Source organism: Variovorax sp. J22G73 (assembly GCF_030317035.1).
Lineage (GTDB): Bacteria > Pseudomonadota > Gammaproteobacteria > Burkholderiales > Burkholderiaceae_C > Variovorax.
On the sequence record NZ_JASZYK010000006.1, the window covers coordinates 196,531 to 211,039 of the forward strand.

General features: G+C 68.6%; 13 protein-coding genes. 7 read left to right on the plus strand and 6 right to left on the minus strand.

The features are described 5' to 3' along the window. The first annotated feature begins 15 nt into the window (after positions 1 to 15). The 3 genes from hmgA to fahA are packed head-to-tail and all read left to right on the plus strand — an operon-like array spanning position 16 to position 3,612. On the plus strand, positions 16 to 1,341 hold the full coding sequence (gene hmgA / locus QTI51_RS22390) for a homogentisate 1,2-dioxygenase (protein WP_116911484.1): 1,326 nt from the start codon (positions 16 to 18) through the stop codon (positions 1,339 to 1,341). After that, positions 1,338 to 2,324, plus strand: coding sequence for a Bug family tripartite tricarboxylate transporter substrate binding protein (locus QTI51_RS22395; protein ID WP_116911485.1), 987 nt, complete (start codon positions 1,338 to 1,340; stop codon positions 2,322 to 2,324). The genes hmgA and QTI51_RS22395 overlap by 4 nt, the downstream gene beginning before the upstream one ends. 22 nt (positions 2,325 to 2,346) lie before the next feature. After that, positions 2,347 to 3,612, plus strand: a complete 1,266-nt coding sequence (gene fahA, locus QTI51_RS22400) for a fumarylacetoacetase (RefSeq protein ID WP_286516212.1) — start codon at positions 2,347 to 2,349, stop codon at positions 3,610 to 3,612. Between the two features lie 445 nt (positions 3,613 to 4,057). On the opposite strand, the gene mrdA is transcribed toward fahA, so the two are convergent. The 4 genes from mrdA to QTI51_RS22420 all read right to left on the minus strand — a co-directional run bounded on the left by mrdA (position 4,058) and on the right by QTI51_RS22420 (position 8,724). Further along, complete coding sequence (gene mrdA / locus QTI51_RS22405) at positions 4,058 to 6,028, minus strand: penicillin-binding protein 2 (RefSeq protein WP_116911487.1); 1,971 nt, start codon at positions 6,026 to 6,028, stop codon at positions 4,058 to 4,060. 88 nt (positions 6,029 to 6,116) lie between these two features. Then, positions 6,117 to 6,638 carry a rod shape-determining protein MreD gene (gene mreD, locus QTI51_RS22410; protein WP_116911488.1) on the minus strand — a complete coding sequence of 174 codons (522 nt, stop codon included), beginning with the start codon at positions 6,636 to 6,638 and terminating at the stop codon, positions 6,117 to 6,119. Continuing rightward, a complete protein-coding gene (gene mreC, locus QTI51_RS22415) occupies positions 6,635 to 7,594 on the minus strand; it encodes a rod shape-determining protein MreC (RefSeq protein WP_116911489.1) in 960 nt (319 codons plus the stop codon). Before mreC ends, mreD begins: the two co-directional genes overlap by 4 nt. 86 nt (positions 7,595 to 7,680) lie before the next feature. Then, a complete protein-coding gene (locus tag QTI51_RS22420; protein ID WP_056583929.1) occupies positions 7,681 to 8,724 on the minus strand; it encodes a rod shape-determining protein in 1,044 nt (347 codons plus the stop codon). 214 nt (positions 8,725 to 8,938) lie between these two features. Here QTI51_RS22420 and gatC point away from each other — a divergent pair, with 214 nt between their 5' ends. Genes gatC through gatB form a run of 3 tightly spaced genes read left to right on the plus strand, consistent with a single transcriptional unit; the run spans position 8,939 to position 12,220 of the window. Next, a complete protein-coding gene (gene gatC, locus QTI51_RS22425; protein WP_286516211.1) occupies positions 8,939 to 9,238 on the plus strand; it encodes an Asp-tRNA(Asn)/Glu-tRNA(Gln) amidotransferase subunit GatC in 300 nt (99 codons plus the stop codon). After that, on the plus strand, positions 9,235 to 10,728 hold the full coding sequence (gene gatA / locus QTI51_RS22430) for an Asp-tRNA(Asn)/Glu-tRNA(Gln) amidotransferase subunit GatA (protein ID WP_116911491.1): 1,494 nt from the start codon (positions 9,235 to 9,237) through the stop codon (positions 10,726 to 10,728). Before gatC ends, gatA begins: the two co-directional genes overlap by 4 nt. A gap of 1 nt (position 10,729) precedes the next feature. Next, positions 10,730 to 12,220, plus strand: a complete 1,491-nt coding sequence (gatB, locus tag QTI51_RS22435) for an Asp-tRNA(Asn)/Glu-tRNA(Gln) amidotransferase subunit GatB (RefSeq protein ID WP_116911492.1) — start codon at positions 10,730 to 10,732, stop codon at positions 12,218 to 12,220. Positions 12,221 to 12,271: 51 nt separating this feature from the next. Here the strand turns inward: gatB and QTI51_RS22440 are convergent, their stop codons facing one another. Continuing rightward, complete coding sequence (locus tag QTI51_RS22440) at positions 12,272 to 12,970, minus strand: DUF4124 domain-containing protein (protein WP_286516210.1); 699 nt, start codon at positions 12,968 to 12,970, stop codon at positions 12,272 to 12,274. 12 nt (positions 12,971 to 12,982) lie between these two features. Continuing rightward, a complete protein-coding gene (gene pyrE, locus QTI51_RS22445) occupies positions 12,983 to 13,666 on the minus strand; it encodes an orotate phosphoribosyltransferase (protein ID WP_116911494.1) in 684 nt (227 codons plus the stop codon). Positions 13,667 to 13,678: 12 nt separating this feature from the next. Here pyrE and QTI51_RS22450 point away from each other — a divergent pair, with 12 nt between their 5' ends. Continuing rightward, positions 13,679 to 14,482, plus strand: a complete 804-nt coding sequence (locus tag QTI51_RS22450; RefSeq protein WP_116911495.1) for an exodeoxyribonuclease III — start codon at positions 13,679 to 13,681, stop codon at positions 14,480 to 14,482. Positions 14,483 to 14,509: the final 27 nt, after the last annotated feature.

The window sequence follows — 14,509 nt, forward strand, 5'->3', positions numbered from 1 at the left end:
TCGAAAGAGAACACCATGACCCAAGCACCCCCCGCCGCCGAGCGCCGCTACCAGAGCGGCTTCGGCAACGAGTACGCCTCCGAGGCCGTGCCCGGCGCCCTGCCCCAGGGCCGCAACAACCCGCAGCGTGGCCCCTTCGACCTGTACACCGAGCTGATCTCGGGCACCGCCTTCACCGCGCCGCGCCACGAGAACCGCCGCACCTGGCTGTACCGCCGCCAGCCCTCGGTGGTGTCGGGGCGCTACCAGCCGTACGCGCAGGCGCACTGGAGCACCGGTGCCGACCGCGAGATCGCGCTGCCGCCCGAGCCCCTGCGCTGGCACCCGCAGCCGCTGGACGGCGCCGCCGAGGTCGACTTCATCGACGGCATGCACACCATCGCGGCCAACGGCGATGCCGAGTCGCAGGTGGGCATCGGCTCGCTGATGTACCTGGCCGGCCGCTCGATGGAACGCCGCGCCTTCGTCAACGCCGACGGCGAGATGCTGGTGGTGCCGCAGCAGGGCCGCCTGGTGATCACCACCGAGCTGGGCGTGCTCGACGTGAAGCCGGGCGAAATCGCGCTGCTGCCGCGTGGCATGGCCTTCAAGGTGGCGCTGCCGGACTCGGACGCTGGCGCGGGGCCTTCGCGCGGCTACGTGTGCGAGAACTACGGCGCGCATTTCCGCCTGCCCGAGCTGGGCCCGATCGGCTCGAACGGCCTGGCCAACGCGCGCGACTTCCAGGCGCCGGTGGCGGCCTTCGAATCGGAAGAAGGCGCCTACGAGCTCGTCAAGAAATTCGGCGGCCGCTTCTGGAAGGCGCCCGCCAGCCAGTCGCCCTTCAACGTGGTGGCCTGGCACGGCAACCTCGCGCCGGTGAAGTACGACACGGCGCACTTCATGGTGATCGGCTCGATCAGCTTCGACCACCCCGATCCGTCGATCTTCACCGTGCTGACCTCGCCCAGCGACACGCCCGGCACCGCCAACTGCGACTTCGTGATCTTCCCGCCGCGCTGGATGGTCATGGAGAACACCTTCCGCCCGCCATGGTTCCACCGCAACCTCATGAGCGAGTTCATGGGGCTGGTGCTGGGCGAGTACGACGCCAAGCCGGGCGGCTTCAAGCCCGGCGGCGCGAGCCTGCACAACTGCATGGTGCCGCACGGGCCCGACGAGGAAGCCTTCGACAAGGCCACCCACGCCGACCTGAAGCCGCACAAGCTGGACAACACGCTGGCCTTCATGTTCGAGAGCCGCTACCGCTTCATTCCCACCCACTTCGCGCTGCAGAGCAGCGCGCTCGACACCGACTACGCCGACTGCTGGGCCGGCCTGAAAGATCAATTCAAAGCATGAAGAACGCATTCACCCTGACCCGCCGCGCCGCGGCCGTCGCCCTGCTCGCCGCGCCCTTCGCGGCGCCTTTGCTCGCGCACGCGGCGGACTACCCGAGCAAGCCCATCCGCTTCGTCGTGCCCTACTCGCCCGGCGGCACCACCGACCTGGTGGCGCGCACGGTGGGCCAGAAGGTGTCGGAGAAGCTGGGCCAGCCGGTGCTCATCGACAACCGCGGCGGCGCGGGCGGCAACATCGGCATGGACGCCGTGGCCAAGGCCGCGCCCGACGGCTACACCATCGGCTTCGGCGCCATCTCGACCAACGCGCTGAACCCGCACATCTACAAGTCGATGGCCTTCGACCCGCGCAAGGACTTCACCGCCATCAGCCTGCTGGGCACCTCGACCATCGTGCTCGAAGTGCCGGCGGTGTCGCCCATCAAGACCGTGCCCGAGCTGGTTGCGGCCGCCAAGAAGAACCCCGGCATGCCCTACGCCACCGCGGGCGCCGGCACCTCGATGAACCTGGCCGGCGTGATGTTCGCGCAGATGACCGGCACCGAGCTCGTGCACGTGGCCTACAAGGGGAGCGGCCCGGCCATCACCGACATGCTGGGCAACAACATCGGCGTGATGTTCGACAACCTGCCGGCGTCGCTGCCGCACATCCAGTCCGGCAAGCTGCGCGCGCTGGCGGTGGCGGGCCCCGCGCGCTCGCCCTCGCTGCCCGACGTGCCGACCATGGCCGAAGCCGGGCTCAAGGGCTACGCGCTGGACCCGTGGTTCGGCGTGTACGGCCCGGCGAAGCTGCCGGCCCCCATCGTGAAGGCGCTGAACGAGGCCTTCGTCGAAGCCCTGGCCATGCCCGACGTGAAGGCCAAGCTGCAGCAGGCCGGCTTCTCGCCGCGCGGCTCCACGGCGCAAGAACTCGCCACGCTCACCGAGACCGAATACAAGCGCCTGGGCGACGTCGCCAAGAAGGCCGGCATGACCGCCGATTGAACAGACTCAACGAAAGACATCCATGACCGCACTCAACGCCACCCATGACCCGAAGCTGCGCAGCTGGGTCGCCTCGGCCAACGAAGCCGGCACCGACTTCCCGATCCAGAACCTGCCCTTCGGCCGCTTCCGCGCCGCGGGCAGCCAGGAGGCCTTTCGCATCGGCGTGGCCATCGGCGACCAGGTGCTCGACCTGAAGGCCGCCGGGCTGGTCGACACCGACGACATGAACGCGCTGATGAGCGTCAGCGTGAAAGACCGCCAGGCCCTGCGCGCGTCGATTTCCGCCGGCCTGGCCGAAGGCAGCGACAAGCAGGCCGCGTGGTCGAAGGCGCTGCTGGCGCAGGCCGCGGCCGAGATGACCGTGCCCTGCCGCATCGGCGACTACACCGACTTCTACACCGGCATCCACCACGCGACCACCATCGGCAAGCTGTTCCGCCCCGACCAGCCGCTGATGCCCAACTACAAGTGGGTGCCCATCGGCTACCACGGGCGGGCGTCGTCCATTCGCGTGAGCGGCCAGGTGTTCAAGCGCCCGCAGGGCCAGACCAAGGCGCCCGATGCCGCGGAGCCGAGCTTCGGCCCGTCGAAGCGGCTGGACTACGAGCTGGAGCTGGGCTTCGTGGTGGCGCGCGGCAATGCGCTGGGCGAGCCCATCGCCATCGGCGAGGCCGAGGACCACCTGTTCGGCGTGACGTTGCTCAACGACTGGTCGGCGCGCGACGTGCAGGCCTGGGAATACCAGCCGCTGGGCCCGTTCCTGTCGAAGAGCTTCGCCAGCACGCTGTCGCCGTGGATCGTGACGACCGAGGCGCTGGCGCCCTTCCGCGCGAAGTTCGAGCGGCCCGCCGGCGACCCGCAGCCGCTGCCCTACCTCGACTCGGCAGCCAACCGCGAGAGCGGCGCGCTCGACATCACGCTCGAGGTGCTGCTGCAGACCGCGAAGATGCGCGCAGCCGGCGAAGCGCCCGCGCGCCTGACGCGCGGCAACACGACCGAAGCCGCCTACTGGACGGCCGCGCAGCTCATCGCGCACCACACGGTGAACGGCTGCAACCTGCAGCCCGGCGACCTGCTGGGCTCGGGCACGCTGTCGGGGCCGAAGCCCGATGAAGCGGGTTCGCTGATCGAGCTGACGCAAGGCGGCAAGCAGCCGATCACGCTGCCCAACGGCGAGAAGCGCGCGTTCCTGGAGGACGGGGACACGCTGGTGATCCGCGGGTACTGCGAGCGTGCGGGCGCGGTGCGCATCGGGCTGGGCGAGGTGAGCGGCACAGTGGTTTGAGGATGGGTTCCCTCTTCCGCTTGCGGGAGACGGCCAGGGTGAGGGCCGACGGCCTCACGACATCACGCGGTCTTCGTTGCCGCTGACCCTCACCCCAACCCTCTCCCGCAAGCGGGAGAGGGGGCAAGGCATCAGGGACGAATTCAGCGCAGCAGGGCTCTGTGTTGTCCCCTCTCCCGCTCGCGGGAGAGGGCTAGGGTGAGGGCCGACGGCCCCACGACATCGCGCGAGCTCGATCGCCGCGTGCCCCCACCCCAACCCTCCCCCGGAAGGGGAGGGAGCAAGGCATCAGGGACGAATTCATCGCAGCGGGGCTTTGTGTTGTCCCCTCTCCCGCTCGCGGGAGAGGGCTAGGGTGAGGGCCGACGGCCCCACAACATCGCGCGGACTCGATCGCCGCGTGCCCCCACCCCAACCCTCCCCCGGAAGGGGAGGGAGCAAGCCATCAGGGTGCATTCACCGGCGTTGCCACCGGCGCCGGCCACGACACTTCCGTCGCCACGCGCGGCTTGCCGATCGGCGCGGTCGCCTTGCCGGTCTTGATCGCCGCCAGGTCGGCTTCGCTCGGGTACTGGTTCGCGAGCCAGTAGTCGAACACGCGGCGCGCAATGGGGGCCGCGGCGCCCGCGCCCCAGCCGGCGTTCTCCACGATCACGGCAATCGCGATCTTCGGGTCGTTCACCGGCGCGAAGCCCATGAACAACGCGTGGTCGCGCTGGTGCTCCTCGAGCGCGCGGGCGTTGTACTTGGTGTTCTGCGCCTGCGTCACGGCCTGCGCCGTGCCGGTCTTGCCGGCGGCCTGGTAGAGCGCGCCGGCGAACACGCCGCGCGCGGTGCCGCTGGTCACCACGCTGGTCAGGCCCTCGCGGATCACCGAGATGGCCGCGGGCGTGTAGCCCAGGTTTTCCGCCGGCACCGGCGGCAGCGGTATGACCTGCCCGCTCACGGTGTTGCGCGTGGCCAGCACCAGGTGCGGCTTGTGCTTGATGCCGCCGTCGGCCACGATCGACGTGGCCTGGGCCAGCTGCAGCATGGTGAAGGCGTTGTAGCCCTGGCCGATGCCCAGCGAGATGGTCTCGCCCGCGTACCACTTCTTCTGCTCGGGGCGCTTGTAGGTGTTGCGCTTCCACTCGGTGCTGGGCAGCACGCCGCGCACCTCGCCGCCCAGGTCGATGCCGGTGATCTGGCCGAAGCCCAGCGGCTTCATGGCGTCGTGGATCATGTCCACGCCCATCTCGTTGGCCAGCGAATAGAAATAGATGTTGCTCGACAGCTGGATGGCGCGGCGCATGTCCACGCCGCCCAGGTTGCCTTCGGGGCTGCCGAAGCGGTGGCCGCCGAAGTTGAAGTAGCCGGGGTCGTTCACCACCACGCTGGGGCCGCGCTTGCCGGTCTGCAGCGCGGCCAGCGCCATGAAGGGCTTGTAGGTGGAACCGGGCGGGTAGGTGCCGCGCAGCGCACGGTTCAGCAAGGGCTTGTCGAGCGACTCGGTCAGCGCCGCCCAGCTCTCGTTGTCGATGCCCTCGACGAACAGGTTCGGGTCGAACGTGGGCTTGCTCACGAAGGCCAGCACCTCGCCGGTCTTGGGGTCGATGGCCACCACCGCGCCGCGCCGCTCGCCGAACATGTCTTCGACCAGCTTCTGCAGCTTGATGTCCAGCGCCAGCATCACGGTGTTGCCCGGCGTGGCCGGGTGGCTCGCCAGGCGGCGCACGGCGCGCCCGCCGGCCGAGGTTTCCATCTGCTCGACGCCGGTCTGGCCGTGCAGCGTCTTCTCGTAGCTCTGCTCGATGCCCAGCTTGCCGATGTAGTCGGTGCCCTTGTAGTTGGCCTGGTCTTCCTCGTCCCAGTCTTCCATCGCGGTCTTCTCGCGCTGGTTGATGCGCCCGATGTAGCCGAGCACGTGCGAGGCCAGCTCGCCCTGCGGGTAGTTGCGGAACAGGCGCGCCTTGATCTCCACGCCCGGAAAGCGGTAGCGCTGGGCCGCGAAGCGCGCGACCTCTTCGTCGCTCAGGCGGGTGCGGATCGGAATGGAGTCGAAGCTGCGCGAGTCTTCGCGCAGGCGCTTGAAGCGGCGGCGGTCGCGCGGCGACACCTCGAGCACCTGGGTCAGGCTGTCGATGGTCTCGTCGACGTCGCTCACCTTCGAGGGCGTGATCTCCAGCGTGTAGGCCGAGTAGTTCGAGGCCAGCACGATGCCGTTGCGGTCGAGGATGAGCCCGCGGTTGGGCACCACCGGCACCACGGCCGTGCGGTTGCTCTCGGCCTGCTCGGCCAGGTCTTCGTGCCGCGTGACCTGCAGGTAGATGAGCCGCGCGCACAGCAGGCTGAAGGCGAACAGCACGGCCAGCCCGATGACGATCACGCGGCGCTTGAAGCGCGCGAGGTCGGCGGCGACGTTGCGGATTTCGGTCATGGCGGTGCGAGCTTAGGCGCGTGCAAGTGCGAAGGCAAATGGCGAAGGCAATGGCGGAGGCAAATGCCAGGAACAGCGCAGGCAGGACTTAGAGGGGGCGGTTCTCGTCCGGTTCCGGGGTGCGGCGCTGCGGGGCCAGCAACAGTGCTGTCACCAGGGGCCAGAGGGCGGCCTCGATGGCCGGCGAGATCAGCACCGCCCAGCCCGGGAACACACCGCCGCCGATCAGCCGCGTGACCACCTCGATGAGCTGCGACAGCGCGAACAGCGGCAGCACCTGCAGCGCCTGCGACAGCACCGGGTACCACAGCAGGCGCCGGTGGATGGTGATCGCGAAGAAGCCCAGCGTGGTGTACGAGAGCGCGTGCTGGCCCAGCATCGACGACTGGTGCACGTCCATGAACAGGCCGAACACGAAGGCCGCGCCGATGCCCACGCGCATCGGCTGGTGCACGCCCCAGAACACGATGACCAGCGCGAGCAGGTCGGGCATCCACACGGCGCGGCCGATCGGAATCAGGTTGACCAGCGCCGCCGCGATGAGGCTGGTCCACATGAAGACCGGGCTCACGGGCAGCAGCAGCTGCTGTTGGCCGGGGCGCTTGATCATCGGCGTTCCCCCTGCTTCTTCTCGTTCTTGCCGGCGCCGGGCTTGCCCTCGGGGCGTTTGCGCTGCACGGTGGCGGGCGCGGCCGGCGGCGGCGCGGCCGGCGTGCCGGTGGGTGCCAGCACGAGCACGTAGCGCGCGGCCGTCACATGGGCCAGCGGCACGCAGTAGATGCGCGCGAAGGCAGAGTCGGCGCGCCGCTCGATGCGATCGATCTTCGCCACCGGCAGGCCGGCGGGGTAGATGCCGTCGACACCGCTGGTGGACAGCAGGTCGCCCTCCTGCAGGTCGGCGTTGGCGGCCATGAAACGCAGTTCCAGTCCGCCGCCGTGGGCCGAGGCGTCGCCGAAGGCCACGCTGCGCACGCCGGTGCGGGTGTTCTGCACGGGAATGGACAGGTCGCGGTCGATCACCAGCGTGACCTCGCTCGTGAAGGGCAGCACCTGCGTGACCTGGCCGAGCACGCCGCGCGAATCGATCACCGGCGAGCCCGCGGCCACGCCCTGGGCCAGGCCCTGGTCGATGACGATCTTGCGGGTGTAGGGGTCGGCCGCGTCGTACAGCACCTCGGCCGCGCGGCCCGGCGTGGTGGTGGCCTGGCGCAGCTCGAGCAGCTCGCGCAGGCGGGCGTTGTCCTGCGCCAGCGTGTCGGCCTGGGCGGCACGCTCGGCCTGCATCATGAGCGCCTTGCGGGCGTCGTCCTCGTTGCGCTGCGCGGTCTGCAGGTCTTCGAAGTAGCGGCCGCCACCGAGCACCGCCTGCACCGGCTTCAGCGCCACCCATTGCACCGGGTACAGCACCGCGCCGATGGCCGCGCGCACGGGCTGCACGATATGAAAGCGTGCATCGGCCACCATGAGGAACAGGGCGAGCGCGCCGAAGAAGATCAGCTTGCTGAGCGCCGACTGCCCCTGGTTGAACAAGGGTGGCGCTGTGCGATCGAGCGTGCCCAGAGGCATGAGTTCAGACCCGGCGGTGGTGCGGAATCAAATAACAAAAAGCCGGCCTGCGCAAGCAGAGGCCGGCGATGAGGACTGGGGGCCCTTCACTCGCTCGTGAAGATGCTTCCAAGTCGGTCCATGCGCTCCAGCGCGATGCCGCAACCGCGCACCACGCAGGTCAGCGGGTCTTCGGCCACCAGCACCGGCAGGCCGGTTTCCTCGGCCAGCAAGCGGTCGAGGTCGCGCAGCAGCGCGCCGCCGCCGGTGAGCATCATGCCGCGCTCGGCAATGTCGGCGCCCAGCTCGGGCGGCGTCTGCTCCAGCGCGTTCTTCACGGCGGAGACGATGTTGTTCAGCGGATCGGTCAGGGCTTCCAGCACTTCGTTGCTGCTGATGGTGAAGCTGCGCGGCACGCCTTCGGAAAGGTTGCGGCCCTTGACTTCCATTTCCTTGACTTCGGAGCCCGGGAAGGCCGAGCCGATGTTCTTCTTGATGACTTCGGCCGTCGGCTCGCCGATCAGCATGCCGTAGTTGCGGCGGATGTAGTTGATGATGGCTTCGTCGAAGCGGTCGCCGCCCACGCGCACGGAGCCCTTGTAGACCATGCCGCCCAGGCTGATGACGCCCACTTCGGTGGTGCCGCCGCCGATGTCCACCACCATCGAGCCCGAGGCTTCGCTGACGGGGAGGCCGGCGCCGATGGCCGCGGCCATGGGTTCTTCGATGAGGTAGACCGCCGTGGCGCCGGCGGCTTCGGCCGCGTCCTTGATGGCGCGGCGCTCGACCTGGGTCGAGCCGCAGGGCACGCAGATGATGATGCGCGGGCTGGGCGTGAGCAGCGTGCGCGGGTGCACCATCTTGATGAACTGCTTGATCATCTGCTCGGTGATCACGAAGTCGGCGATCACGCCGTCCTTCATCGGGCGGATCGCCTCGATGTTGCCGGGCACCTTGCCCAGCATGGCCTTGGCCTCGCGGCCCACGGCCTGGATCACCTTCTTGCCGTGCGGGCCGCCTTCATGGCGAATGGCCACGACGGACGGCTCGTCCAGCACGATGCCCTTGTTGCGGGCGAAGATCAGGGTGTTGGCGGTGCCGAGGTCGATCGCAAGGTCGGTGGAAAAGTACCGACGGAAAGCTCCAAACATGTGCGGAATCCTCTGAGCACGGCCTGCGCATCGGCAGGTCGTCGCTCTATTTTTTGGGTCGTTTGACGGGGTGAATTGATCGTTTTTGGCGCAAAAGCCGGCGCGTTCGCGGGGGTTGCGGCAAAGGCGGGATAATACCCGAATCCCCTCTGATTCCTGTATTAGCACCCGCCTCGCGGTGCGATTAGCTTCGCTTTTTTAGCGTCCCGCACTTATGTCACTTTCCGCTTCCGATATTGCGCGCATCGCCTCGCTGGCGAGGCTGCAGCTGGTCTCCGACGAAAGCGAGCGCATGCTCAGCCAGATCAACGGCTTCTTCGACCTGGTCGAACGCATGCGCTCCGTGGACACCACCGGCATCGAGCCGCTGGCCCACCCCGTGGCCGCCCTCGAGGACATCACGCTGCGCCTGCGCGACGACGTGGTGAGCGAGCCGAACAACCGCGAAGCCAACCAGAAGAGCGCCCCGGCCGTCGAAGCCGGCCTGTTCCTCGTGCCCAAGGTGATCGAATGACGACAAGCGCTGAACTGCACCAGATGAGCGTGGTCGCGCTGGCCAAGGCGCTGGCCGAACGCAAGGTGTCGGCCGTGGAGGCCTCGCAGGTGTTCCTGGGCCGCATGAAGGCCCACGAATCGCTCGGCACCTTCGTCGACGTGAACGAGGAAACCACGCTGGCCCAGGCCCGCGCCGCCGACGCCCTCATCGCCGCGGGCAACGCCCCGGCGCTGGCCGGCGTGCCCATTGCGCACAAGGACATCTTCGTCACCGCCGATTTCGCCACCACCGCCGGCTCGAAGATGCTCGCGGGCTACCGCTCGCCCTTCGACGCCACCGTGGTGCGCCGCCTGGCCGAGGCCGGCGCGGTCACGCTGGGCAAGCTGAGCTGCGACGAGTTCGCCATGGGCTCGGCCAACGAGAACGTCGCCGTGCCCGCCGTGGGCCACGACAAGGCCGTGCCCGTGCAGAACCCCTGGAACCGCGAGCGCATTCCGGGCGGTTCGTCCGGCGCCAGCGCCGCGGCCGTTGCCGCACGCCTGGCCCCCGCGGCCACCGGCACCGACACCGGCGGCTCCATTCGCCAGCCCGCGTCGTTCTGCGGCGTGACCGGCATCAAGCCGACCTATGGGCGCGCCTCGCGCTACGGCATGGTGGCTTTCGCGTCGAGCCTCGACCAGGCCGGCCCGATGGCCCGCTCCGCCGAAGACTGCGCGCTGCTGCTGTCGGCCTTCTGCGGCCCCGACCTCGACCGCGATTCCACCTCGCTCGACAAGCCCGCCGAAGACTTCGGCCGCTCGCTGAACGATTCGCTCGAAGGCCTGCGCATCGGCGTGCCCAAGGAGTTCTTCGGCGACGGCGTGGCACCGGGCGTGCGCGCGGCCATCGACGCGGCGCTGGTCGAATACGAGAAGCTCGGCGCCAGGCGCGTCGAGGTGTCGCTGCCGCGCACCGAGCTGTCGATTCCCGTGTACTACATCCTGGCCGCGGCTGAAGCCTCGAGCAACCTGAGCCGCTTCGACGGCGTCAAGTTCGGGCACCGCGCCAAGCAGTACAAGGACCTGGCCGACATGTACGAGCGCACGCGCGCCGAAGGCTTCGGCGACGAAGTGAAGCGCCGCATCATGATCGGCACCTACGTGCTGAGCCACGGCTACTACGACGCCTACTACCTGCAGGCGCAGAAGGTGCGCCGCATGATCGCCGACGACTTCCAGCAGGCCTTCACGCAGTGCGACGTCATCGCCGGCCCGGCCGCGCCCACCACCGCGTGGAAGCTCGGCGAGCACGGCGACGACCCCGTGGCCGACTACCTGGCCGACATCTTCACGCTGCCCGCGTCGCTGGCCGGCCTGCCCGGCATGAGCGTGCCCGCGGGCTTCGACGGCGGCATGCCCGTGGGGCTGCAACTGATCGGCAACTACTTCGGCGAAGCCAGGCTGCTCAACGCAGGCCATCGCTTCCAGCAGGCCACCGACTGGCATGCACGCACGCCGGAGGGCTTCTGACATGAGCGAGACCGTGAACACATTCGAAGCACAACAACAAGGCCGCCCGACCGGCCCGCTGGTGCGCGGCTATGAAGTCATCATCGGCTTCGAGACGCACGCCCAGCTGTCGACCGCCAGCAAGATCTTCAGCCGCGCCTCCACCGCCTTCGGCGCCGAGCCCAACACGCAGGCCTGCGCGGTCGACCTGGCGCTGCCGGGCACGCTGCCGGTGATGAACAAGGGCGCGGTCGAACGCGCCATCAAGCTCGGCCTGGCGCTGGGCTCGCACATTGCGCCGCGCAGCGTGTTCGCGCGCAAGAACTACTTCTACCCCGACCTGCCCAAGGGCTACCAGATCAGCCAGTTCGAGATCCCGGTGGTGCAGGGCGGCTCGGTGTCGTTCTTTCTCGGCGAAGAAAAGAAGACCGTGCGCCTGGTGCGCGCCCACCTCGAGGAAGACGCGGGCAAGTCGTTGCACGAGAACTTCATCGGCCAGAGCGGCATCGACCTGAACCGAGCCGGCACGCCGCTGCTGGAGATCGTGACCGAGCCCGACATGCGCTCCACCGCCGAGGCCGTGGCCTATGCGCGCGAGCTGCACAAGATCGTCACCTGGATCGGCATCTGCGACGGCAACATGCAGGAAGGCAGCTTCCGCTGCGACGCCAACGTGTCGGTGCGCAAGCCCGGCGACAAGCTGGGCACGCGCCGCGAGATCAAGAACCTCAACAGCTTCAAGCACATGCAGCAGGCGATCGACTACGAGATCCGCTGGCAGATCGAGGAGATCGAGGACGGCCGCAAGATCGAGCAGGCCACGGTGCTGTTCAACACCGACACCGGCGAGACGCGCGCCATGCGCGCCAAGGAAGACTCGGCCGACTACCGCTACTTTCCCGACCCCGACCTGCCGCCGCTGGTGATCGCCGCCGAGTGGATCGAGCGCGTGAAGGCGGCCATGCCCGAGCTGCCGCGCGCCACCGCCGAGCGCTATGCGCGCGACCACGGCCTGTCGGAATACGACGCCGCGCAGCTCACGCAGAGCGCGGCGCTGGCCGGCTACTTCGACGAAGCCGTGGGCGCGGGCGCCACGCCCAAGCTCGCGAGCAACTGGATCACTGGCGAGATGGCGCGCCGCCTGAACGCCGCCGAAATCGGCATCGAGGCCGCGCCCGTGAAGGCCCGGCAGCTGGCCCAGCTGGTCACGCGCATCGCCGACGGCACGCTGCCCAACAACGCCGCGCGCCAGGTGTTCGACGCCCTGTGGACCGGCGAAGGCAGCGACGTCGACGCGATCATCGAGGCGAAAGACCTGAAGCCGATGGCCGACACCGGCGCGCTCGACAAGATCCTCGACGAGGTGATCGCCAAGAACGCGAAGAACGTCGAGGAATACCGCGGCGGCAAGGAGAAGGCGCTGAACGGCCTCGTGGGCCAGGTCATGAAGGCCAGCGGGGGCAAGGCCAACCCCGCGCAGGTCACCGAGCTGCTGAAGGCCAAACTGGGCTGAGTTCAGCCGACCGGGGCCTTGCGCAATGGCTTGCGCAAGGCCCCGGCACTGTCACCGGTTGGTGCCGCCGTTCTGCGGCGACCACAGCGCTTTCAGGCGAATGCGCTCTTCGTCGAAGCGCGCATTCACCCGCTTCTTCTCGTCTTCCTGCTCCGCGATGAAGCGGTTCTGCACGGCCACGCTCTGGGTGTTGTCCTCGAGCTTGCGGCGCACCGAGCCGGGCGCCTTGCTCGGGTCCTGCTTGTAGAACTCCATCTCCTCGTCGACCTTCTTGCGGTCTTCGGCCAGCTCGGCGATGCGCTTGCGCGCCGCCTGGGTCACGGCGTCGACCTGCGCCAGCGCCTCCGAGCGCTCGCGGTCGTGCGTGGTGGCGTTGGGGTAGCGCACCAGCAGCGCGCGCTCGCGGCGGCGCTCGTCGGTGATGCGCGCGGCCTGCACCGCGGCTTCGCGGGCGCGGTCTTCGCGCTCCTGCAGCTCGCGCGCCGTGTAGGTCGGCTCGACCTTGCGGCGAATCGAGCCGCTGGGGTTCAGCTCGCGCTGCTCGCGGTCGCTGCACTCGGCAATGGGCCGGTCGGCCGTCAGCGTGCGCCCGCGTGCGTCGGTGCAGGTGTAGATGCTGGGGCCCGCGCCGTCCACGCTCTTCGGCTGCGCATGCAACGCGCCGCCGGAGCCCAGGAACGACAGAAGCACAAGAAACGAAGTCGCCGCTGCCCGCAGGCGAGTCGGATGGCCGTGATCGCGTGCGTGCATGCGGGCCTTGCCTCAGCTGGCGCCGTAGCGGGTGCGGTAGGCCAGCACCCGCTCGTGGTGCGCGCCCAGGTCGGCGGCGGCGTTGCCCGCGAGGTAGTTCAGCAGGTCGTCCAGCGTGGCGATGGCGAACACCGCCAGGCCGAGCTGGTTGCGCACGTACTGCACGGCGCTGTGGTCCACGTCGACACCGTTCTCGGTGGCTTTCTCCTGCCGGTCGAGCGCGATGGCCACGGCATGCGGCGTGGCGCCCGCGGCCTGGATGGCGGCAATGGATTCACGCACCGCAGTGCCGGCCGACATGACGTCGTCCACGATCAGCACGCGGCCCTTCAGCGGCGCGCCCACCAGGTTGCCGCCCTCGCCGTGGGCCTTGGCTTCCTTGCGGTTGTAGGCAAAGGGGTAGTTGCGCCCGCGGCGCGCCAGCTCGGCGGCCACCGTGGCGCCCAGCGGAATGCCCTTGTAGGCGGGGCCGAAGATCATGTCGAATTCGAGCCCGCTCTCGATGATGCGGTCTGCATAGAATCCGGCCAGACGGGCGATCTTGGCGCCGTCGTCGAAGAGCCCGGAATTGAAGAAATAAGGGCTCATTCGCCCGGCCTTCGTCTTGAATTCGCCGAAGCGCAGCACGCCGGCATCCAACGCAAACTGGACGAAGTCCTGTGCGACCGCGCTGCTTTTCTCACTCTCTACAGCCATCGGAAATTCCTTGTGTTCAAACTGACCAGTCTCAATCTCAATGGCCTGCGTTCGGCCGCTACCAAAGGCGTGGCCGACTGGGTGGCCGAACTTGCGCCGGATTGTATTTGCATGCAGGAGATCCGGGTCCAGGCCAGCGACATCGAAGGCCGTTTCGAGGAGATGGCCGGCCTGAAGGGCCACTTCCATTTCGCCGAGAAAAAAGGCTACGCCGGCACCGCCATCTACACCAAGCACGCACCGAGCCAGGTCGTGGTGGGCTGGGGCGACGCCGAGTTCGACGCCGAGGGCCGCTACCTGGAGCTGCGCTTCGACACGCCCAGCCGCAAGTTCTCCGTCATCAGCTGCTACTTTCCGAGCGGCAGCTCGGGCGAGGAGCGCCAGGAGGCCAAGTTCCGCTTCCTGAAAGGCTTTTTCCCGCACCTGATCGCGCTGAAGAAGGAGCGCGAGTTCGTGCTGTGCGGCGACATCAACATCGCCCACAAGGAAATCGACCTGAAGAACTGGCGCGGCAACCGCAAGAACAGCGGCTTCCTGCCCGAGGAGCGCGACTGGATGACCAAGCTGCTCGACGCCGGCACCGACGGCGCGGGCCTGGTGGACGTGTACCGCATGCTCAAGCCCGACACCACCGACGAGGCCTACACCTGGTGGAGCAACCGCGGCCAGGCCTACGCGAACAACGTGGGATGGCGGCTGGACTACCACCTGGCCACGCCGGCCATCGGCGCGCTGGCGCGCACCGAGGCGATCTACAAGACCATCAAGTTCAGCGACCACGCGCCGATCACGGTGGAGTACGACTTCACGCTGTAAGGCCCCGGCTGGAAGCCTCCCCTGGCT